This is a genomic window from Chitinophagales bacterium (assembly GCA_019638515.1).
In the GTDB taxonomy this organism is placed as follows: Bacteria; Bacteroidota; Bacteroidia; order Chitinophagales; family LD1; genus UBA7692.
In genome coordinates this window covers 641148-661288 of record JAHBTS010000002.1, presented here as the reverse complement: position 1 = coordinate 661288, position 20141 = coordinate 641148, and the positions used below count along the sequence as shown (strand labels likewise).

At 40.0% G+C, this 20141-nt stretch carries 20 protein-coding genes; 5 read left to right on the top strand and 15 right to left on the bottom strand.

Annotated elements, in window-relative coordinates; translation table 11 throughout:
* The first annotated feature begins 2 nt into the window (after positions 1 to 2).
* The 5 genes from KF872_06205 to KF872_06185 all read left to right on the top strand — a co-directional run bounded on the left by KF872_06205 (position 3) and on the right by KF872_06185 (position 4014).
* Complete coding sequence (locus tag KF872_06205) at positions 3 to 440, top strand: hypothetical protein (GenBank protein ID MBX2903135.1); 438 nt, start codon at positions 3 to 5, stop codon at positions 438 to 440.
* 28 nt (positions 441 to 468) lie between these two features.
* Positions 469 to 990 (top strand): azurin, encoded by a 522-nt coding sequence (gene azu / locus KF872_06200; protein ID MBX2903134.1) that lies wholly within the window; start codon positions 469 to 471, stop codon positions 988 to 990.
* Positions 991 to 1120: 130 nt separating this feature from the next.
* A complete protein-coding gene (locus tag KF872_06195) occupies positions 1121 to 1465 on the top strand; it encodes a DUF488 domain-containing protein (GenBank protein MBX2903133.1) in 345 nt (114 codons plus the stop codon).
* Positions 1466 to 1641: 176 nt separating this feature from the next.
* Entirely contained in the window at positions 1642 to 2859 is a 1218-nt protein-coding gene (locus KF872_06190) for a hypothetical protein (GenBank protein MBX2903132.1), read from the top strand.
* A 21-nt stretch (positions 2860 to 2880) separates the two neighbouring features.
* Positions 2881 to 4014, top strand: coding sequence for an FAD-dependent monooxygenase (locus KF872_06185; protein MBX2903131.1), 1134 nt, complete (start codon positions 2881 to 2883; stop codon positions 4012 to 4014).
* 8 nt (positions 4015 to 4022) lie between these two features.
* Here the strand turns inward: KF872_06185 and KF872_06180 are convergent, their stop codons facing one another.
* From KF872_06180 to KF872_06110, 15 genes are all read right to left on the bottom strand, one after another.
* Positions 4023 to 5039, bottom strand: a complete 1017-nt coding sequence (locus KF872_06180) for a hypothetical protein (GenBank protein ID MBX2903130.1) — start codon at positions 5037 to 5039, stop codon at positions 4023 to 4025.
* Between the two features lie 27 nt (positions 5040 to 5066).
* Positions 5067 to 5774, bottom strand: a complete 708-nt coding sequence (locus KF872_06175) for a hypothetical protein (GenBank protein ID MBX2903129.1) — start codon at positions 5772 to 5774, stop codon at positions 5067 to 5069.
* Positions 5775 to 5847: 73 nt separating this feature from the next.
* Positions 5848 to 6954 (bottom strand): methyltransferase domain-containing protein, encoded by a 1107-nt coding sequence (locus KF872_06170; GenBank protein ID MBX2903128.1) that lies wholly within the window; start codon positions 6952 to 6954, stop codon positions 5848 to 5850.
* Between the two features lie 14 nt (positions 6955 to 6968).
* The gene (gene nadB, locus KF872_06165; protein ID MBX2903127.1) at positions 6969 to 8558 is read right to left on the bottom strand and encodes an L-aspartate oxidase; all 1590 of its coding nucleotides are present in this window, start codon (positions 8556 to 8558) and stop codon (positions 6969 to 6971) included.
* Positions 8555 to 9520 carry a quinolinate synthase NadA gene (nadA, locus tag KF872_06160; GenBank protein MBX2903126.1) on the bottom strand — a complete coding sequence of 322 codons (966 nt, stop codon included), beginning with the start codon at positions 9518 to 9520 and terminating at the stop codon, positions 8555 to 8557. The genes nadB and nadA overlap by 4 nt, the downstream gene beginning before the upstream one ends.
* Positions 9521 to 9556: 36 nt before the next feature.
* Positions 9557 to 10285 carry an iron-sulfur cluster repair di-iron protein gene (ric, locus tag KF872_06155; GenBank protein ID MBX2903125.1) on the bottom strand — a complete coding sequence of 243 codons (729 nt, stop codon included), beginning with the start codon at positions 10283 to 10285 and terminating at the stop codon, positions 9557 to 9559.
* Between the two features lie 152 nt (positions 10286 to 10437).
* Positions 10438 to 12204: a VWA domain-containing protein gene (locus KF872_06150; protein MBX2903124.1), complete on the bottom strand. Its 1767-nt coding sequence runs from the start codon at positions 12202 to 12204 to the stop codon at positions 10438 to 10440.
* A gap of 5 nt (positions 12205 to 12209) precedes the next feature.
* Positions 12210 to 13016 carry a CbbQ/NirQ/NorQ/GpvN family protein gene (locus tag KF872_06145; protein MBX2903123.1) on the bottom strand — a complete coding sequence of 269 codons (807 nt, stop codon included), beginning with the start codon at positions 13014 to 13016 and terminating at the stop codon, positions 12210 to 12212.
* Positions 13017 to 13104: 88 nt separating this feature from the next.
* Positions 13105 to 14442, bottom strand: coding sequence for a cbb3-type cytochrome c oxidase subunit I (locus KF872_06140; GenBank protein MBX2903122.1), 1338 nt, complete (start codon positions 14440 to 14442; stop codon positions 13105 to 13107).
* Positions 14443 to 14452: 10 nt separating this feature from the next.
* Positions 14453 to 14890, bottom strand: a complete 438-nt coding sequence (locus KF872_06135) for a cytochrome c (GenBank protein ID MBX2903121.1) — start codon at positions 14888 to 14890, stop codon at positions 14453 to 14455.
* A 65-nt stretch (positions 14891 to 14955) separates the two neighbouring features.
* Positions 14956 to 15372: an Rrf2 family transcriptional regulator gene (locus KF872_06130; GenBank protein ID MBX2903120.1), complete on the bottom strand. Its 417-nt coding sequence runs from the start codon at positions 15370 to 15372 to the stop codon at positions 14956 to 14958.
* Between the two features lie 195 nt (positions 15373 to 15567).
* The gene (locus KF872_06125; GenBank protein ID MBX2903119.1) at positions 15568 to 16956 is read right to left on the bottom strand and encodes a tryptophanase; all 1389 of its coding nucleotides are present in this window, start codon (positions 16954 to 16956) and stop codon (positions 15568 to 15570) included.
* 162 nt (positions 16957 to 17118) lie between these two features.
* The gene (locus tag KF872_06120; GenBank protein ID MBX2903118.1) at positions 17119 to 18474 is read right to left on the bottom strand and encodes a VWA domain-containing protein; all 1356 of its coding nucleotides are present in this window, start codon (positions 18472 to 18474) and stop codon (positions 17119 to 17121) included.
* Positions 18475 to 18485: 11 nt separating this feature from the next.
* Positions 18486 to 19646 carry a M28 family peptidase gene (locus KF872_06115; protein ID MBX2903117.1) on the bottom strand — a complete coding sequence of 387 codons (1161 nt, stop codon included), beginning with the start codon at positions 19644 to 19646 and terminating at the stop codon, positions 18486 to 18488.
* A complete protein-coding gene (locus KF872_06110) occupies positions 19643 to 20089 on the bottom strand; it encodes a hypothetical protein (protein ID MBX2903116.1) in 447 nt (148 codons plus the stop codon). The genes KF872_06115 and KF872_06110 overlap by 4 nt, the downstream gene beginning before the upstream one ends.
* Between the last annotated feature and the right edge of the window lie 52 nt (positions 20090 to 20141).

Genomic DNA, 20141 nt, shown 5'->3' with positions numbered 1-20141 from the left:
AAATGGAAAAGCGTTTTAGCATCTTCTTGGTTTTACTTCTTCTATTGGTGGCTTGCAACAATGCTGCACAGCAGCAAGCAACGGTAGTAGAAAATGTTGAAGGAGAAAAAACACTTCAACTTAATAATGGCGAACGCTGGGTAGTAAATGCCGCAATGAAACCATTCATAGAAAAAAGTATGCAATTGGTAGCAGCCTACCAGCGTAATCCTACAACAGGAAATTACCAAGCATTAGCAGCCGAAATAGAGGCACAAAATAAGTTGCTTGTAAACAGTTGTACCATGAAAGGAGCTGCGCACGATGCGCTGCATTTATGGCTTTACCCGCACTTGCGTTTGGTTCGCCTGCTAAAATCTGCTACATCGCAAGAAGAAGCCAATACCGTAGTAACCCAACTCCAAATATCATTCGATACGTATAAAAGATTTTTTCAATAATTTTTAAACAATCAAAACAATCAACAACATGAAAAAAACACTGTTCGTTTTTGCATCTGCCGCTTTATTATTTTCGGCTTGTAACAATTCTTCAAACACCACAGAAGCTACTCCGGCAGCAGAAGCACCTGCGGCAGAGGCTCCCGCTGCAGAAGCTCCGGCAGCTCCGCTCAGCGATGCTGTAGTTACCATTACCGGAGACGACAACATGAAGTTTGACCTTACGGAAATTAAAGTAAAAGAAGGCCAGAATGTAAAGCTTACGCTAAAACATGTAGGCAAAGCTCCTGTAGTAGCAATGGGGCACAACTTTGTGTTATTGGATGAAGGCGTAGATTTAGAGGCATTTGCACAAGCTGCCGTTGCTGCTAAAGACAACGATTACATTCCTAAAGACAAAGAAGGTGAAGTAATTGCACATACAAAAACTATTGGTGGTGGGGAATCTACCGAAATAGAGTTTACTGCACCCGGTAAAGGAACTTACGATTTCCTTTGCTCATTTCCTGGGCACTACGGAATGATGAAAGGTAAATTCATTGTAGAGTAATTACATCGAATTAGGGTATGTAAATATCAATCCCATTGCGAGAGGCTGCCCTAATAAAGCAGCCTCTCTTTTTTTTTACCGTATAAAATAGAAAGAGTATCCTCTACATTTGTAAAAAAGATAATTAGGTATGAAAGTAAAGCGTATTTACGAAGCACCTGAAGAAGACGATGGTTACCGAGTTTTAGTAGATCGCCTTTGGCCACGCGGCATTAGCAAACAAGCGGCTGCTATTGATGAATGGCTCAAAGAAATTGCACCTTCTGCAGCATTGCGAAAATGGTTTGGGCATGTGCCTGAGCGGTTTATAGAGTTTAAGAAATTATACAGGGAAGAATTGAAAAGCCATACCAGTGAATTAAAGCGATTAAAAGCAATGGATGCAACTAGCAATGTAACCCTGCTCTATGGAGCTAAAGACCCCGAAATGAACCAAGCAGTTGTGCTATTGGAAGTGCTTGGGAAAATAAAATAACACCTATTTTTTATGTTTAGAAGTAAGAAGTTTTCAAACAAAATTTTGGATGCAGCATACATTTGAATAGACTAAGTTACACCTTAAAGTAGATAACGCTGCATTAGAAAAAAATCTTCAAAATTGTATGTAATCATTACTAATCTTAGGCTCAATTTTAAATAAAAATGAACAATATATTACAGTATAGAAAATGGTTTGTATGGGGTATTTTGAATCTATCCATAGTGGCATTATTTGGAGTGGTAATGCGCTATAAAATTGCTTACGATTTTCCGTTTTTCAGCCAAAAAAATTTGTTGCATGCACATTCTCATTTTGCGTTTAGCGGATGGGTAAGCCACATGTTGTATATGGCATTGGCATTGGTACTTTCACTAAGGTTAAAGAATGTAAACCAAAGAAAATATACATACCTTTTTATTTTCAATTTGGTTTGTGCATTTGGAATGTTGTTTGCATTCACTGCACAAGGATACAAAGCTGTTTCAATTACATTTTCTACACTATCAATAGTATTGGCAGTGGTATATGCGGTTTATTTTATCCGCGATTCAAGAGCATTGTCAGCCAAGGAGCATCCATTTAAGCTGTGGGCAATTGCAGGTTTATTGCTCAATATTATATCTGCGGTTGGCCCGTTTACATTGGCGTATTTAATGTCGAGTAAGCAACGCATTACACCCGATTTGTATTTAGGGCTTATTTATTACTTTCTACATTTTCAATACAACGGATGGTTCTTTTTCGGCAGTATGGCATTGGCTGTATCTATGCTCCCTAAAGGTTTTCCCGATGTAAGTAAGTACTTTTGGATATTTGCAATTACATCGGTGCCCACTGTATTGCTTTCTATGCTTTGGCTAAAGTTGCCGATGTGGTTATATGTAGTTACTGTAATTACTACCTTTTTGCAAATGTTTGCATGGGTAGCATTGGTAGTTAAGTGTTATCCGCTGCTGCGACATTTAAAGCACGAAACAAAACCTGTGTGGGTAAATTTATTCTTGTATAGTGCAGTTATTGCATTGAGCATAAAATTTCTATTGCAAACTGTTTCGGTAATTCCTTCACTCAGCCATTTGGTGTTTGGTTTTAGGTCTATTGTAATTGCATATCTGCATTTGGTTTTGTTGGGAGTATTCAGCCTGTTTTTGATTGGTTATTCTTTCTTTAATAACTATCTGCAGCCTACCAAAACTGCACGTGTTGCTGCTTTTGGTTTCTTCACAGGCGTATTGCTAAACGAATTGCTTCTGGGCGTGCAGGGAATGGCTTCGTTTACCTACACACCTGTGCCGCATATAAACGGTTTGCTTTTGTTTGCTGCACTTGTATTGTTTTTTAGTGCTGTAATGCTGTTTGCTTCGCAGTTAAAAAAGGCACAATCTTAGTGGGCTTCTTTAAATGATTGTATGAAAGAAGATATAGTAATTGTGGGTGCCGGTATTGGTGGACTTACCACTGCTTTGGCACTAAAACAAATTGGAAAGCAGGTGATTGTTTTTGAAAGTGCAGTTGCCATAAAACCTGTGGGTGCCGGAATTGTATTGGCAAACAATGCCATGCAAATTTTCAAGAAACTTGGTATTCACTCTAAAATTGAAGCGGCCGGCAATAAGGTAGCTTCAATGAATATTACAAACGAAAAGCTTAGCACACTTTCATGTATGGAGCTTGGAAAGTTTGAACAGCAATATGGCGTGTATAATGTGGCCATTCACCGAGCCGATTTGCAGAGCATACTTGCAGCAGAGGTGGGCCTAGAAAATATACAGCTATCTAAGCGCTTATCTAAGGTTGAAAAAAGCGATAGATTCTCACTTGTGTTTGAAGACAATTCAACGTTTGCATGTGATGTGTTGATAGGTGCCGATGGCATAAAATCTATAGTGCGAAATCAATATTTTGAAAGGAGTGAGATACGCAGTGCTGCACAAGTATGTTGGCGGGGAATTTGTGAAGTAGATTTGCCAAGCCAATATGCTCATACAGCAATAGAAGCGTGGGGCAGCGGATTGCGTTTTGGCTTTGTGAAAGTAAGCAGTAGCAAAGTGTATTGGTATGCTGTGGCAAACGAAGAGTTGGTAAAAGATGAGCATGTAGATTTGCAGGAATTGTTTAGTTCGTTTAGTGCCGATGTTTTAAGGCTAATAGCTGAAACGCCTAAAGCACAGATTGTTTTTAGTAATATTTCGGATATAAAACCTAATGCTGCGTGGCATAGAGGAAACGCTTGTTTAATTGGCGATGCAGCACACGCTACCACTCCTAATTTAGGACAAGGTGCATGCCAAGCAATCGAAGATGCTTATACCATTCAGAAGTTGCTGCTTGCCGGAAATAGCATGGCTGATGCTTTCGAAAAGTATGCGGCATTGCGCGTAAAAAAGGTACATGATATTGTAAATACCAGTTGGGCAATAGGCAAGATTGCACATTTAAAGAATCCAGTTGCTATTGGATTTCGTAATGCTTTAATGCGCCTAGCACCTGCTTCGTTAAATGCCGGACAGTTCAATAAGATTTTTGATATCGGTTATGTATAGCGCAGCGTTTATGGCTTTGCCAAGGCAGGATTGGTAATAAATGTTTGGTCGGTTAAAGACCTTAGAAATGCAAGCAAATCTGTTTTTTCTTGGGTAGTAAGTTGAAGCCCATTTTCTTTTTCGGGCAGCAGCATGAGGGGGTCTATATTGGGGCTGCTTTGATGGAAACCGCTATCGTAAAAATCTATCACCTCTTCTAGTGTTTTGAACCTGCCATCGTGCATAAATTGTGTACGCAAATCGCAGTTGCGCAGTGTTGGAGTTTTGTATGCGCCCATATCGGCATCTTTCCCTGTAATGATGTATCTGCCTTGGTTTGCGGGACTAAGCACACTATCTAGTCCTATGTTATGAAATGAGTTATCGGTAAAAAGTATGCTGCCGTGACAATGGAAGCAGTCGCCTTTTTCGGAAAAAAATATATCCATTCCTCTTCGTTCACTTTCTGTAAAAGATATTTCGTGGCGGTAGTATTGGTCGAATCGAGAGTTGCCGGAAATCATGGTTCTGAAGAATTGTGCCAGAGCATACGCAACATGCTGCGATGTAATATTTTTTATGCCATAAGCTTTTTGGAAGAGCAGTTTGTATTCCGCGCTGGCATTCAGTTTACTTATGTCGGTTCCAAAAAAATCTTCTACTTCAAAAAGCATCATTTCTTCGAGTGAGCATTGTTTTTCGCCACGCCAAAGGAAGTTGGTATTCCAACCTAAATTGATGTGTGGAAGTATGGGTGTGCCTATGGTTTCGGTAGTAAATCCTTTAGATTGGAAATGGCAGGAGGAGCAGGAGCGTCCATCATTTGAAAGTATTGGGTCGTAGTAAAGTTTTCTTCCGAGCAGCAAGCGCTCTTCGGTCATTTTATTATCGTCCGGAATTTTCATTTTGGGAAAGAAGCGTGGAATATCCAGCACAACAGGAGTTTCGCTCATAGCTACCGGAGTTTCGGCATTTTCTTTCTTGCAAGAAGCAATGCTTAGTGCCATTCCAAAAAACACTAACAGTATTTTGGTTGTTAGTTGCATAACATTCAGTTTTATACAGTGGTGTGTTTAGTTAAATACATCCACTCCGTTTCTATATAATTTTTTCATAGCGCTATCGTTGTTCATGGAGTAGCTTCCATCGGCTGCAAAGTCATATACTTCGGGGTTTTTGAGCCATTCGTTTAGGTTCATATTTAGGCTTAGCAGCGGTTGTTGGTTAGGTTGTATTTCAAACTTTTTTTCGATGTGAATAGGAACTGCATTTCCATTTTTTCCTAAGTGCATGGCAAAGCCTGCATTACCGGAGTTGCCTGTATAATAACCTTCCAGTTTTAAAAAATGATAGCCGCCTCCCATTGCATCGGGCCACGACATGTTTGCATTTTCTATAGTTGCATCCAAGGCATTCGATTTGTTTTGCGCTGTATCTAAACCTATGTAGAAATATATATCGGTATAGCTGCCAAGCGGCATGCCTGCCAGCGAAATAAGTTGCGTTGCCTCTTGCTGCGCATCTACATAAAACACCTTTTTTGAAGTGATTAGGTTCCCTTTACTATCCTTTATTGCAAAGCCTGATAGGTAGTATTGCAATCTGCTAATTTTGTAAGTGTAGCCTGCCGCGCAAGTGTAATTCATAGCGTTGAATTCAAACACTTGAGTATCAACTTTGTGTGCAAGTTGTATATTGATATTGCCGAAAGTGGCAGCATCTTTTTTACACCCAAAGAGTAGTAAAGTAATAGCAATGGCAACTGTTTTTAGTAGATTCATACACCTTGAGTTTTGTATAAAGTTATGTGTGCTTATTGGCAATAGAAATGATGTTCATCATGTTGAAATAAATTTATGTTGTTGCTTTTTTGCAGGCAATTAGTGTTTGGCATATACCGAGATTTTCTGTTGTGGAAGTAATTTCCAAGCCTGCCTTTTTTATCATGCTTTCCATATCCTCAAAAGAATACATGCGGCTGTTTCCGTTTGCTACGGTTGTAAAATAGAGCGAGGTAAGTTGCACCACAAAAGCTGCTGCAGGATAGCGCTGGCGGTTAGTTAGTGGCTCAAGAATATAAACCATAGTATGTTCTTGCATGGCAGCCACACATTTTTTTAGAATAGAAATTATTTCGTTTTCAGAAAAGCAATCTAAAAACTGGCTCATCCAAATTATATCGGTATTGGAGGGAAGTTGGTTTTCGTGCAAAAGCATATCTGCTTCGTGGAATTGTATGTTTCCATTTGTATTGAATGGTAGTACGGCATTTTTCGCGATTCCAATTTGCCCCGGCAAATCTACAATGGTAACGATGGCTTTTGGATTGTATGCAATGCAGCGTTTGGCAAATTTTCCTGTGTTGCCACCAATGTCGAGTATGGTTGTAATGTCATTCTTAAAGAGAATGGGCATTACTTTGTCAAAAACATCATCGGAGTAGAAATGGTCGAATGCAAACCAACTATTTTGCACTTGAGGAGGTAGTTGCGATAAGCCTTCATATACAGTTTGCCAGTTGCCAAACTCTTTTAAACCTTCGGGGCGTTTATTTTTTATGGAGCTTTCAAGGTGATCTAAAGGGCGATAGCAAACATCGTTTACAAAATCGAAATTTACTTTAGTCATTTCATCGTTTAAGAAGAAGTATCCGGTAGAAGTAAGTATAAAGTTGTTGTGGTTTTTCGAGAGGAGTCCTGCCTGAACTCCGCCATGCAACAGCACGTTTAGTCCATATTCAGAATAGGGAATTTGGTGTTGGAGGGCTTCAATAGAAAGTCCTTTGTTTCCGGCAGTTTCAATGAGTTGTAGAATACCGAGATTGCGAAGTGCTAGGGCTACTTTAAAAATTACAGGGGCAAATGCAATGTATTGTGCTTTCTCTTTTGCTTGATGTGCTGTAAGATTTTTTGAGTCTAGAAATGATGTTTTTTGTTTGCAAAAGTCGGTAGTTGCTGCCATGGTTTTCTATTGTTTTATTGTTCTGTTTTTAGAGATGTTTTTGAATGAATAGCAGCATTGTTTTTTTGTGGATAGTCGCTACGGAAGTGGCAGCCTCTACTTTCTTTTCTGTTGAGTGCAGCAGTGCAAATCATTTTTGAAGATTCTACCATGTTTAGCAATTCCATTGCCAGTATGGAGAAGCCTTCGGTTTCTAAAATTTGCAGTACTTTGTTTTCAATGGATTCGAGTTCTTGAAGGCAAGAATCAAGTTTACTTTCAGTTCGTATAATGCCGCAGTTATGCCACATTAGTGTTTGTAAGTGCCATTTTAGCGCAGTGAGTTTGGAGCTACATGTAGTGCATATTTTCAGTGCTTCGAAGTAGGGAGTATCAAAATATTTTTCGTTGTTGTTTGCGCTATTTCCCATTTGCAACAGCTTGTTTTGGGAGTCGTGGGCAGCTTGCTTTGCAAATACCAATCCCTCTAGAAGCGAGTTGCTGGCAAGTCTATTAGCGCCATGCACTCCGGTGCCCGTACATTCTCCACAGGCATATAAGTATTCTACGGTGGTATTGCCTTCTAAATTGGTGTGAATACCTCCACAAACGTAGTGTGCGGCCGGTACCACAGGAATCATATCGGTAGCGGGATTTATATTTTCTTCCTTGCAGCGTTGGTAGATATTCGGAAAGTGTTGTGCCAATTCTTGTTGGTTAAAACTGGTAAGGTCAAGATATACACAATCGCTTCCTGTTTTATCCATTTCGCTTATGATGGCTCGTGTTACAATATCGCGTGGGGCAAGCGATTTAAGCGGATGTTGGTTCTCCATAAATGGAATGCCATTTTTGTTTTTTAGTTCCGCTCCAAACCCGCGTATTGCTTCAGTAATAAGGAATGTTTCTTTTTCTTTTGCAAACAAAGTGGTGGGGTGAAACTGTACAAATTCCATATCCATCATTTCTGCTCCGGCTCGGTATGCCATTGCAAATCCATCGCCAGTAGCCACGGCAGGATTAGTGTTTTGTAAATAAATTTGCCCGGCACCACCGGAGGCCAGCATGGTTAGTTTAGAAGCTATGCCAATAAATTTTTTGGTAGCAGGGTTAAATGCAATTATGCCTTTACACTTATTGTTGTTTACTACTACATCTACAGCAAAATGATTTTCGAGAATGGTAATGTTTTTGCAGTTGTGTACGGCTTTTACCAAGGAGTTTTCTACTTCTTTTCCGGTGGCATCGGCATGGTGTACAATACGGGCGTGAGAGTGCCCTCCTTCGCGGTGCAAATCGAAAGTGCCACTTTGTGTTTTATTGAAATTTACTTGGAGTTGTTCTAAATACAGAATGGCTTCTTTGGCATTGCGTGCAAGCAATTCTACTACTTGCTTATCGCAAAGACCATCTCCGGCAGTGAGCGTATCTGCTACGTGGTTGCTTATGGAATCATTATCATCAAAAACGGCAGCTATTCCACCTTGCGCATACATAGTATTCGACTCACCAATATTGCCTTTTGTAACAATGGCTACTTGTGCAAATTCGGCACAGCGCATGGCATACGATAAACCGGCAATGCCGCTTCCTATAACTACAATATCAAAGGTTTCTGTTTTCATGCAAAATCTAACATTCTTTTTATGGGAAGATATGCGTTGCGCATAGTGTTTTCTGGTAGAATAATTTCGTAGCGGTTATTGTTTTCGGTGCCAATTGCTTGAAGTGTTGCCAGTGTGTTTTCTAGATTTATTTTTTTCATATATGGGCATCTAAAACAAGGTGTAATAAATTCTCTATCGGGGTACATGCCTTTTAAGGTGGCGCCTAAATCGCATTCCGATGCAAGGATGAATTTGCTGGCACTACTTTCGCCCACATAGCGCAAAATATCGTTGGTACTTCCTAAAACGCCTTTGCTGTTTTCAAAAGAAGTATTTACGGTTTCTTTAGGCACTTCCCAGTGCATGAGCATTTCGGCATCGGGATTCATTTGTTGCATCATTTTCATAGAAGCGCCTGTAAACTGCTCGTGTACTTCGCATTTACCGTGCCATAGAATTAGTTTTTTTCCGGTTTGGGCTTCTATGTTTTGCTGTAAGTTTTGCCCCATGTAAATATCTGGCACAAAAATGAGTGTGTCGGAATCGAACGATTGGGCTATTGCCAGTGCATTGCGCGAAGTACAGCAAATATCGCATTCTGCCTTTGTTTCGGCATAAGTGTTTACATAGGCAATTACAGGCACTCCGGGATATTGTTTTTTTAAATTGCGAACATCCTCTGCGGTAATAGAGGATGCTAGTGAGCATCCGGCATCCATATCGGGTAAAAAAACATGTTTGGTAGGGTTTAAAATTTTTGCAGTTTCTGCCATAAATTTTACGCCACAGAAAATAATGTTTTCAGCTTCTACTTTGGTAGCTTCTATGCTTAACCCCAGCGAATCGCCAATAAAATCTGCCACTCCGCCTTTGTTTACCATTACTTGCAAATCGGGTGTCATGTAGTAGTGCGCTAATACAACGGCATTTTTTTCTTTCTTGAGTTGCTGTATTTGTTGTGTTAGTTCTTGAACGTTCATGTTACTTAATGAATGAAGTTTGGATGAATAATAGTGTTACTTAGATAAATCGCTTTCTAACTGAATTGCTTTTGGAAAGAGTATATTGTTTTCGAGATGAACATGAATGTGGAGGTCTTGTTCAAATTCATCCAGCTTTGCATAGAGTGCTTTAAATGTGTTGCAAGCCCATTCCGGTGGCGTGTAGTTATTGCTGATTTTAGAAATTTCGCGCAGTAAATTTCCTGCAATTTCATGTTCGTTTTCCATGGTAGAAATTGGATTTTGCACCGTGCTAAAATGTGCCGCTTCCATTGGCTGATTGCTTTTTTTAGCTGCTACCAGTTTTTTGATGTAGGGAAAAACTACAAATTCTTCAACCTTCATGTGTGGTACTAATTCACCTGCTACCGCATGAAAAAGTTTTAAGATTTCTACTACCGGAGGATGTGCGTGCCCGTGTACCGATGCTACTTTTTGTGCATACGATAAAATCATGGGCAATGCTTCATTTACATAAGCATGGTGCGTGTTTACAATGTAATCGCATAAGAAATCTATTTCCCAATTATTAAAGTTGTGTGCGCCCGAAGGAGCATTTTCTAATTTTTGTAAATCGGCAATTAGGTCGTTTATATCTACATTATTTTTTCTACAGGCACGCTCCAGCGATACGCCACCACCACAGCAAAAATCAATTCCATATTTTTTGAAAACGTGCGCAGTTTTTATGTTTTCTTTTACAAAGTCGCCCACTCTTTTTTCCTTCAATTCCATGGTTTCCATGTTTATATGTTTTATGTGATTGAATAATTTTCTACTGCTTAAGTACAAGGTTGGGATATACCGCCATACTTGCCACAAAGCTATGGCATAGTGCTATCTAAAACTATGATAAAAATCAGACAAAATAGTCCGATTAGAGATGATTAAAGTATTTAACTGTGCTTAATTTTTTGGAATAAAAGTGCCAGTGCAGCTAGCAATTCGGTAGGCGAGGAGAGTATTTGGTAATGATTTTGCCCAAACATTTGTGGGAGGTAGTAGCGGGCTTGTGCTTCTATTGCAAGTGCATAGGAGTTGATATGTTGTTCGTTGAGCTCACGTAGTGCTTGCTTTACATCGCTTATGCCGTATTTGCCTTCGTATTTATCGTAATCGTTGGGTTTGCCATCGCTTAAAAGGATAAGCCATTTATTACGTGTTGCCCGTGCTTGGAGTTGTGCTCTGGCATGGCGTAGTGCTCCGCCAATTCTAGTGTAGCCTTGCGGCTCTGCGGCTCCTATTTTGTATTTGGCTGTATTCCAAGGCTCGTTGAAATTTTTGAGTGTGTTGTAGCACAGATAATTTCTTGTTTTAGAGAAGAAAGAGGCTACGGAAAAATCTATCTGAAACTCATGTAGTATTTCGCCAAAGAGGATGGCAACTTGTTTTTCAATATCTATTACTCTGTTTCCTGCCACATAGCCATCGCTGGAGAGGCTGCTATCGAGCATAAGCAGAATGGATATGTCTTTTTCTTTTTTTCTATTGGATAGATATATTTTATCGGAGGGTGTTTTTTTGCTGTGTACATCAGTAAATAAATCGGTAAGGGCATCTAAATCAAATTCATTGCCGTGTGGTTGTCTGCGTTGTTGAGCTAATTTGTTATTAGTGGCAGTTAGCGCCTTGCGTAAGCCGTTGAGTACTGATTGGTGAGTATTGATGGTGTGCTTATAGTATTGGCTATTGGTATTTGCTTGGTGTTGGGGAAACACTTTACAAAAGTGCTGGCGATACTGGCGATGTGCGTAGTCCCATTCGGGATAAGCAATGGAGAAGCTGTTGTTGGGTTGTTCGCTGCTTTCGGCAATGGAGGTGTTTTCTATAAACTCTGCCTGGTAAACGGAGTGAGTGGTATCATCTACCCTAACCGTAAGTTTCATGTTGAGTTCATCTAAGGCATCTTGGTGTTTTTCTAGCTCATCATCGCCATCAAAGTTTCTCCATACACCATCGAATTCTTCTGCGGTTTCTACCTTTTCGAAATTATGTGTAAGAACATAGTCTTCTTGTTGTTTTTTATCTACCGCTATACTTTGTATTGCTTCTACTGCTTTTGCTTTAATGGTAGTAGGTGGCTTTTGCTGTAAGGCTGCTTTTATTTTATCTCCAATGTTTTGTAACTCTTTTGGTGGTGTAGTTATAGGTTCATTTAGCATCCATTTGCCATATAGCCAAGTGTAATCGGGAGTTGCTTTAGGGTTGCTGTGTAGGTTACAAAGTTGTTGTTTCAACGCTTCATGCAGTTCAAATGCAATGGGGTATTTTTCTTTTAATGTATGCAATACAAGCGGAGCTGTTTCTTGTGCTTTGCTTTGCGATTGTGCAGCTATTTCGATTGTATTTTTTTGCCAATTTAGTTGTAGCGCTTGCTGTACCGATAAGTAAATAATTCGGTAAAAGTAAAACGATAAGTTTTCGTTGTAGGTAGGAAAAAGCGCCATGGATACGGGTAGAAAGAAGTTGTTGTTTTTGTATCCTCCTTCGCGCTCGGCCGGAAATATTTCAATTGGTATGCCGGAGAATGCTCTAGCAATAATGAGCAGGCGCGGACGAATATCTTCTAACACTACGCGCTGTACTTCGGCACGGTGTTTTTCTTTTTCTCTACGTTTAAAGTATTTGGCTATTCGCTCAAAAATATATTCGTCTAAATCCATAGTTGCTAAATGAGTAGATTACAGGTATCAGCCAATGCTTGAATTACTTCTTCATCGTCTGAAAGTGGTTCTATGATAGCTACGCGCACCGATAGTCTTTTAGGCAATCCACTTTTTATGAGTTTGGCGGCATCTACTAAAAGGCGTGTGGAAGCAGTTTCTGTAAGACCCATTTCTTTTAGGTGGCGAATTTTATTGCCAATGGCTACAATTTTCTTAGCAGTATCTTCATCTATGTTGGTTTCGTTTACAAGTATTTCTGTTTCTATGGGGGGCACAGGATAGTTAAAACCTAATGCTATAAAACGCTGGCGGGTAGATGGTTTTAGTTCCTTGAAGCCTTTTTGATAGCCCGGATTAAAGGATGCTATAAGCATAAAATTTTCATGTGCCTTTATAGTTTTTCCGAGTTTATCAATGTATAATTCGCGTCTGTGGTCGGTAAGGGAGTGTATGGCTACAATTACATCGGGGCGGGCTTCTGCAACTTCATCTAAATACAGTATGTATCCTTTTTTTACGGCTGTAGTGAGTGGTCCGTCTATCCAAATGCTTTCTGCACCTTTAATGATAAACCTGCCAATAAGGTCGGTGGCAGAGGTTTCTTCGTGGCAACTTACAGTAATGAGTGGCTGCGCAATGGTGTGTGCCATGTGTTCTACAAATCTGGATTTTCCACTTCCTGTTGGGCCTTTTAGCAATAAAGGCAACTTATTGGCTACTGCTTTTTCAAATACTTCAATTTCTTTTCCGGTGGGTTTGTAGTACGGAATGTTTGTTTTGCTTTCTATCATTTCAATTACTGCTTCCATAACTTGCTTTTACTGAATAGGTATTTATTGTTTAGGAAAAGGCTGCCTGTGGCAGATGCAGCAAGCAGCCTTGTGTATATAGAATAGTTTAGTGTTGAGGCTCTAAGGCTTCATCTGTTGGCAATCCGTATTTTGCAAATTCGTAGATAAAGAAACCTACTCCGGTAGCAAAGAGTGTGGCACAAAGTACCAGTACTAAAAAGTGAACTTGAATTTCGCGTTGTACTTCTCCAAAATCAAGCCCCATTATTCTTTCCATATACACCTGTGCTATACCTGCTGCTGCAAAGGCGGAGGTCATGCCAATCATGCCAATGTTGGAGAGCCAAAATGCCCATTGTCCGTTGGCATTGTCATAACGTTTTCTTCCGGTCATATTGGGCATGGTATAGCTTATTATTGCGAGTACTATCATGCCGTAAGCACCCCAAAATGCTAAGTGTCCGTGCATGGCAGTTACCAATGTGCCGTGGGTGTACATGTTTACGGATGGCAAGGTGTGGGCTAAGCCTAATAATCCTGCGCCAACAAATGATACTATTGCGGTGCCGAGTGTCCAGCTTAGTGCAATTTTATTGGGGTGTTTTTTCTCTCCTTTTCGGTACATGGCTATTGCAAAAAGTGCCATAGCTAAGAATGCCAAAGGCTCTAGTGCTGAAAAAATGCCGCCTATCATTAGCCAGTATTTTGGTGCACCAATGTAGTAGTAGTGGTGCCCTGTGCCTAAAATGCCGGATATAAATGTTAGCCCTACAATTACATAAAGCCATTTTTCAATTACTTCTCTATCTACACCTGTAATTTTAATGAGTAAGAATGCTAGAATACCGCCCAGTATAAGTTCCCAAACTCCTTCTACCCAAAGATGTACTACCCACCAGCGGAAAAACGAATCCATGGTTTGATTGTCGAACCATATCATTCCCGGGAGGTAAAGCAGTGCTGCAAACACCAATCCCATACTCAATACTAATGAGGTGGTAGTGCGTTTTTTTCCTTTAAATAACGTAAGCAGAATTATACCTAGAAAGGTTAAAACATTTACTACTACAAGGTAGTCTAATGGACGTGGAATTTCAAGGAATTTTCTGCCTTCCCAGTAGTTGAAGTGATAGCCAACAATGGCAATTACGCCAACTATTGCCAGCGATACAAGTTGTGCATATGCAAGTTTTACACTCACCAGTTCATTTTCGGCTTCTTCAGGAATTATATAGTATGCGGCTCCCATAAAACCTGCCAGCAGCCAAACTACTAATAGATTGGTGTGCACGGCACGTGCCGTATTAAATGGAATGAAACTATGTAGGTTATCGTAGCCCATGTGTGCAAAGCCCATGATGAAACCATATACCAATTGCAGCGAGAATAGAAGCATGCATAGCGCAAAGAACCAGTATGCTACTTTTTGTGATTTGTACCTCATATTGTGTTGTTTAATTGTTATGACTTGTTTTGTATTTTGGTTTTGCAGGGAATCCGTTTAAATCTGCATTGCCAACCCAGGTAAAGAATGCAACCAAATCGTTGGCTTCTTGTTCAGAAAAACCATATGCTACCATTTTTCTACCGCGTGGCGACCATGGTGTTTTCGACATGAGCGCTGCTTTAATATAGTTTTCGCCTCTGCGCTCTACTACTTTTGTAAGTTCGGGTGCATAGTATGCTCCTTCGCCCATAATGGTGTGGCAACCCATGCAGTTATTGTTCTCCCATAAATGCTTTCCATTTATGACCTGCGATGTAAGGTTTTGTTCGTGTGTTTGTTTTGGCACTTCGGTGCTGAGCGAGTCCCACGATAATCCTAAGAAAACTGCAAAGGTTACTGCAGTACCTCCCAAGAAAAATGCTCGCGCTTGTCCTTTAGATAACATACGCTTTTTATTTTTTTGTTAATCGGACAAAATTGTCCATTTTTAAGTGAAAAAAAATTTAGTCCCTATTGAAACAGAATGGCCTTAGGATCATCCATAATATCTTTAAGTGAAACATTGAGCAATTCAGTGTTTAATTTTTCTTTTATTGGTTTATACAAATGGTGAACGGGGCATGGGTTTTGGTCGCTGCATTTTGGAAAGCCCAGGAAGCAACTAGTAGAAATATCGCAGCTTTCAATTGCTTTCATAATAGTAACGAGCTTAATTGTTTTTAGCTTTTTGGGGTTAATTTCAAAACCACCGCCAATACCTTTAATAGAATCAACAATTTGTGCTGCCACCAAGCGCTGCAATATTTTAGAAGTAAAAGCTGGAGGAGAATCAATAGCTTTTGAAACATCTTTTAATGTAACGCGGTTTGGCTGGCTGCCAATAAAAATAAGCGACTTAATTGCGTATTGCGAAGCTTTTGAAAGCATGTTGGATGATTGTACTGCAATATTACAATCATAGTTTAGAATTAAAGGTGATTTTAATTATTCGGTAAGATGATTTTCATGTTGAATAAAACTGATATGCATGCGTATGAAACATGATGAAGGTCAGTAATTTGATGGTTGTCTTTCAGCATGTAAAGTATTGCTTGCAGCAGGCAGGCTGCGGTATGTTGCTGGTTATGCTACTTTTTGAAATTTAGCTGTAAAGTGTCGTAAGAAGGGAGGTTCATAAACAATTTTGTAGCCCTGTTTTTGTTCACGTAATTCAAGAATATCATCAAAAACATCGAGTACGTAATCAATATGACTTTGTGTATATACCCTTCTTGGAATTGCCAATCGCACTAATTCGTTTTGGGCAGGAATCAATTTTTTATTGCTATCGTATTTGCCAAACATTACACTTCCAACTTCTACACAGCGTATGCCGCCTTGGGTGTATAAATCGCAAACGAGTGCTTGCCCCGGATATTCTTCAACAGGAATATTGGGATATAGTTTTTTTGCATCTATATATACTGCATGTCCGCCAATTGGCCATACTACGGGAATACCTTTTTCTTTTAAGTGATTGCCTAAGTAGGTAGTGCTTTTTATTCTGTAGTGTAAGTAATCCGGGTCGAATACTTCTTTCAATCCAATGGCAAGTGCTTCCATATCTCTGCCGGCAAGTCCGCCATAGGTGGTAAATCCTTCAGATATAATTAGAAGGTTTTTGCATTTGGTGGCAAGGGCATCATCTTTGAGCGTGAGTAGCCCACCTATGTTTACGAGTCCGTCTTTTTTAGAACTCATTACAAAGGCATCGCCCAGCGCCAGCATTTCTTGTGCAATGGCGTAGTAAGATTTTTCTGCGTAGCCTTCTTCTCGTTGTTTAATAAAGTAGCTGTTTTCGGCAATGCGGCAGCCGTCTATTACCAATAGCAATTGGTATTTATCGCAAAGAAGGCGCAGTGCTTTTACGTTTGCCATGCTTACAGGTTGGCCGCCCGATGAATTATTGGTAACGGTAATTACAATAGCGGCAATATTTTCTTTGCCATATTGTTGAATCAATTTTTCGGTTTTCTCTATATCAATATTCCCTTTGAATGGGAGATATAGCTCTGGGTTGTTGGCTTCATCGGGCATTACATCTATGGCTGTGGCTCCGGTAAATTCAATGTTGGCGCGAGTAGTATCGAAATGTGTGTTGCTAATGAATACCTTGTTTTTGCCACCGAGTATGCCGTATAAAATTCTTTCTGCGGCTCTGCCTTGGTGTGTAGGCAATACGTGTGGCATACCGCTTAATGCTTTTACGGTATGCTCTAAATGCTCCCAACTGCGAGCTCCTGCGTAACTTTCGTCTCCGGTCATAATTCCAGCCCATTGGCGATCGCTCATGGCGCCTGTGCCACTATCGGTAAGCAGGTCTATAAATACATCATCGGAGTGCAATAAAAATGGATTGTAGCCGGCTGCTTCCAATGCTGTTTTTCTATAGGCTTCTGTAGTAACACGCAAAGGTTCAACCATTTTTATTTTAAATGGTTCGCAGAGTGTTCTTTGTTTTTTATCGCTCATGTTTCTTGTACGGTTTTATACCGTTTTGTTTAGCGGCTAAAGTAAGTACAAGAAGGGGTTCAATAAACTGATTTATTTCATCTTTTGGCTTGGAAAGCCAATAACATAAATAGGCTGCAACTGCGGTTGCAAGCTGTTTTTAAAGTAGTGAATGTACACTGCTTAACGCAGCATTATAGATTGATATTTGTTTTCTTCTAACTGAATTTTAATAGACTTTGTGCTCTCGGTTTTTTGCGATGTTGCAGGTTTATAGATAAGCAGGTAGTTGCCCGGTTGCAGTTTAAATTGCTTATTGTCTTTTAACTCAAACTGTTCAATTATCCTTTTTGAATTATTACTTTCTTCTGCAATTAAACTTACGGTGTATGCTTCTATGGCACTAAGCGATAGTGTGGCAAATCCTGTAATAGCAATTTCATTTTTGGTATTGGGTGCTGGTATAATTTCGTGCCAAAACGTTGGTGGCAGGGTAGTGGCTTCGGAGCTATATTTTCCTAAGAGGTATTGCTTGGTTTCGCCTATGTTTTGTTGCGAGATTATGCTGCTATTATTTCGAACCACAACAGCGGCATCGTTGGCAGCTGCTCCCGAAAAAGTTACATTGCCTAAAGGTGCATCTACAGCAATAATGTTGTGCTTGCCTACGGTGAGTTCAATATTGTTTTTACGCACTGCCGGAGTGGTGTAAACAATAATATCGTATAAGCCAACGGGGTTTAAAAACAGCGTGTCTGAATTGCCTTTGCTATCGGTATGGTGAACAAAATTATAGAGCACTTTACCACTGGCAGCATCTAAGAGCGAAAATGGAATATTGGTGATGGAGGCATTGCCATTTTGGTCTATTAAATTTACTTGAGTGGTAGTGGTGTGGAGCGTTTGTTTAATAATAATACCTACGGTATTGCTGAAAGAATTCTCGTCTTTTGGATTAAAAACAGTGCCCACACAATTAAATTTTTCAGCGGCCGGCTGCGAAAAGTTTAAGCCTACTATAAATGGTTTTAGCGCAATCCGTTTTAGTGCTAATTGTTTAGCAGCATCGCATGGATTTAGGTTGCAGTTTTCTTCGCCATCGGTAATTAAAATAATAGAGTTAAGAGCGCGCTCATCTTCAGGAAAATCGGTAGCCGATTGTGTAATGGAATAAGCAATGGGTGTCATTCCTTTAGGCGAAATGCTTTGAAGCATCCGATGTATTTTCTCTGAATTGTTTTTTGCAAAAGGTACTAAGAGTTTGGAGTCGGTGCAGTTTCGCTGCTCGCGCGGAAATTGATGACCAAATACCCTAACGGCAAACTCCACATTCGGATTTTTTTGTTCTACAGAATCAATAAGCTTCACCAATAGTTTTTTGGCAGTTTCAAAACGAGTTTCGGTATGCCATTTTTCTTTCATGCTACCCGAAGCGTCTAATAGAAAAAGAACCCTATGCACTTTGGGTGCATACTTTGGAATGTTTTGCGCATTTACCAACAAGCAACAAGAAAATATTAGCAATAAATAAATGCGCATGAGTCGCAATTTTATTGGTTTGGTAGCCGGGCATCGCTACTTTGTACATAGGCAATGAGCGCTTGTTTCACATTCTCTAAAGCTTGTGGCTCCAGCATGGCAACGGTGTCTAAACGCGTGTGGTAAGTTGGGTCAAGTTTTTTAGTATTTAAACCAATAATAGATATGGCTGGAATACCTTGTGCCGAAAATGGAACGGCATCGGTTCCACCCATTGGCAGCGGATGAATGCCGCATGGCAATTGTAGTTTGTCGAAAGCTGTTTTTACCTCTTGCACCAATCCTGCATCGTGGGCTACACCAATCATAGTTTCTTTATGAACAATGGTAACATCTTGCGCCACCCTAATAGTATCAATGTTTACGAGTTTGCTGTTTTCTGCTTTTAGCTCAGCAAGATTAGCGGCAACATAAGCTTTAGAGCCTCTCAGTCCTTTTTCTTCAGAACCAAAACTAATGAACCTGATGCGTGTGTGCTGCAATGGATTGTTGTGGAAAAATTTCAACAAATCATACGAAATGGCAATACCGCTCAAGTTATCGGCAGCACCTTCTACCACACGTTTTGAGTGAAAAGTGAAATACACTAATTGAACCGGAGCCAGCACCAAGAAGAACCAGTTTAGCTCTCGTAAAACATGTTTGCCGAAGGCTATTAAAAACAAGGCTTCTACAGTGGTAAACACCGCAAAAAGTATAATTAGTATGCCGCAAACAAAGGTAAGGTAGCCGCCTAGTTGCTTTAGCCAATACCACCACTGGCATTCTTCTGTAGAATCTATATGACCGGCAAATACAATAGTTTGGCGTGCGCGCTGTTGTGGCTCTACTACTGCGGTTACATTGCTCGATTGCAATTTGGGAAACAAAAAATCGAGTAAAGTACCGTTGCGCATTAAATCGTTTACGGTAATAAATGCATTGCCAATAGCCAACACAAAAGCTGCTAGTGGATTCCAGAAAAACAGAGCCGTGCTAACCCAATATAGCACAGCATAAATTTTCATTTTGCGGAACTTGGCTGTAAGTGGCGCTTTAAAAGTTTGCAATGTAGCTTGCGGTAAAAACTGCTCTATTTCCTGCTTTACAAAAAGCTGCGCATTGGCTTCGGCTGTGCTGCCTGCCAATCGCGGACCAAAGCGTTGAATAATTTCAGAGATAAAGCCAATCATTCTTTAAATTTTTGAAGGGTGTTGTAAATAATTTCCAAGGCTATGCCGAAGAGCATCCAAAACGGTGTGTATGCAAGGTGAATATATCCATGAATAGCGTACGGACTGTGGTATTCCCATGGGCATTTTCCCGTAACCATATCTAAAATCCAACCTGTAATGTATTCTACTATAAAGATGCCAATGGGGTAAAAAAATAAACGAATGAAGAAGCTGAACTTTCGGAAATACGGCATCAAATAATCTAAAAAAATAGCAGCACTTCCATAGATGGGAAACATCCACACGTACGATTTTCCGGTTAAACCCCAATCTGGCGTTCCTCCTTCGGTGTACGCAAAGTAGAGATTGTAAAAAGCCGTAAAAAATATCTCTGTGCAAACGCCCGAAACTCCAAACAAAAAGAACCCGAAAAACTTTTTGGGAATATAAATTTTATCCATTGCGTAAACCTACACATTCGCTCCCGAATGCTTTGCATAAATTTAGGAATTC

Bases quoted from the DNA above. Each gene is read 5' to 3' on its own strand.
- KF872_06205 (MBX2903135.1), top strand. From the start codon at position 3: ATGGAAAAGCGTTTTAGCATCTTCTTGGTTTTACTTCTTCTATTGGTG.
- azu (MBX2903134.1), top strand. From the start codon at position 469: ATGAAAAAAACACTGTTCGTTTTTGCATCTGCCGCTTTATTATTTTCG.
- KF872_06195 (MBX2903133.1), top strand. From the start codon at position 1,121: ATGAAAGTAAAGCGTATTTACGAAGCACCTGAAGAAGACGATGGTTAC.
- KF872_06185 (MBX2903131.1), top strand. From the start codon at position 2,881: ATGAAAGAAGATATAGTAATTGTGGGTGCCGGTATTGGTGGACTTACC.
- KF872_06180 (MBX2903130.1), bottom strand. From the start codon at position 5,039: ATGCAACTAACAACCAAAATACTGTTAGTGTTTTTTGGAATGGCACTA.
- KF872_06175 (MBX2903129.1), bottom strand. From the start codon at position 5,774: ATGAATCTACTAAAAACAGTTGCCATTGCTATTACTTTACTACTCTTT.
- KF872_06170 (MBX2903128.1), bottom strand. From the start codon at position 6,954: ATGGCAGCAACTACCGACTTTTGCAAACAAAAAACATCATTTCTAGAC.
- nadB (MBX2903127.1), bottom strand. From the start codon at position 8,558: ATGAAAACAGAAACCTTTGATATTGTAGTTATAGGAAGCGGCATTGCC.
- nadA (MBX2903126.1), bottom strand. From the start codon at position 9,520: ATGAACGTTCAAGAACTAACACAACAAATACAGCAACTCAAGAAAGAA.
- ric (MBX2903125.1), bottom strand. From the start codon at position 10,285: ATGGAAACCATGGAATTGAAGGAAAAAAGAGTGGGCGACTTTGTAAAA.
- KF872_06150 (MBX2903124.1), bottom strand. From the start codon at position 12,204: ATGGATTTAGACGAATATATTTTTGAGCGAATAGCCAAATACTTTAAA.
- KF872_06145 (MBX2903123.1), bottom strand. From the start codon at position 13,016: ATGGAAGCAGTAATTGAAATGATAGAAAGCAAAACAAACATTCCGTAC.
- KF872_06140 (MBX2903122.1), bottom strand. From the start codon at position 14,442: ATGAGGTACAAATCACAAAAAGTAGCATACTGGTTCTTTGCGCTATGC.
- KF872_06135 (MBX2903121.1), bottom strand. From the start codon at position 14,890: ATGTTATCTAAAGGACAAGCGCGAGCATTTTTCTTGGGAGGTACTGCA.
- KF872_06130 (MBX2903120.1), bottom strand. From the start codon at position 15,372: ATGCTTTCAAAAGCTTCGCAATACGCAATTAAGTCGCTTATTTTTATT.
- KF872_06125 (MBX2903119.1), bottom strand. From the start codon at position 16,956: ATGAGCGATAAAAAACAAAGAACACTCTGCGAACCATTTAAAATAAAA.
- KF872_06120 (MBX2903118.1), bottom strand. From the start codon at position 18,474: ATGCGCATTTATTTATTGCTAATATTTTCTTGTTGCTTGTTGGTAAAT.
- KF872_06115 (MBX2903117.1), bottom strand. From the start codon at position 19,646: ATGATTGGCTTTATCTCTGAAATTATTCAACGCTTTGGTCCGCGATTG.
- KF872_06110 (MBX2903116.1), bottom strand. From the start codon at position 20,089: ATGGATAAAATTTATATTCCCAAAAAGTTTTTCGGGTTCTTTTTGTTT.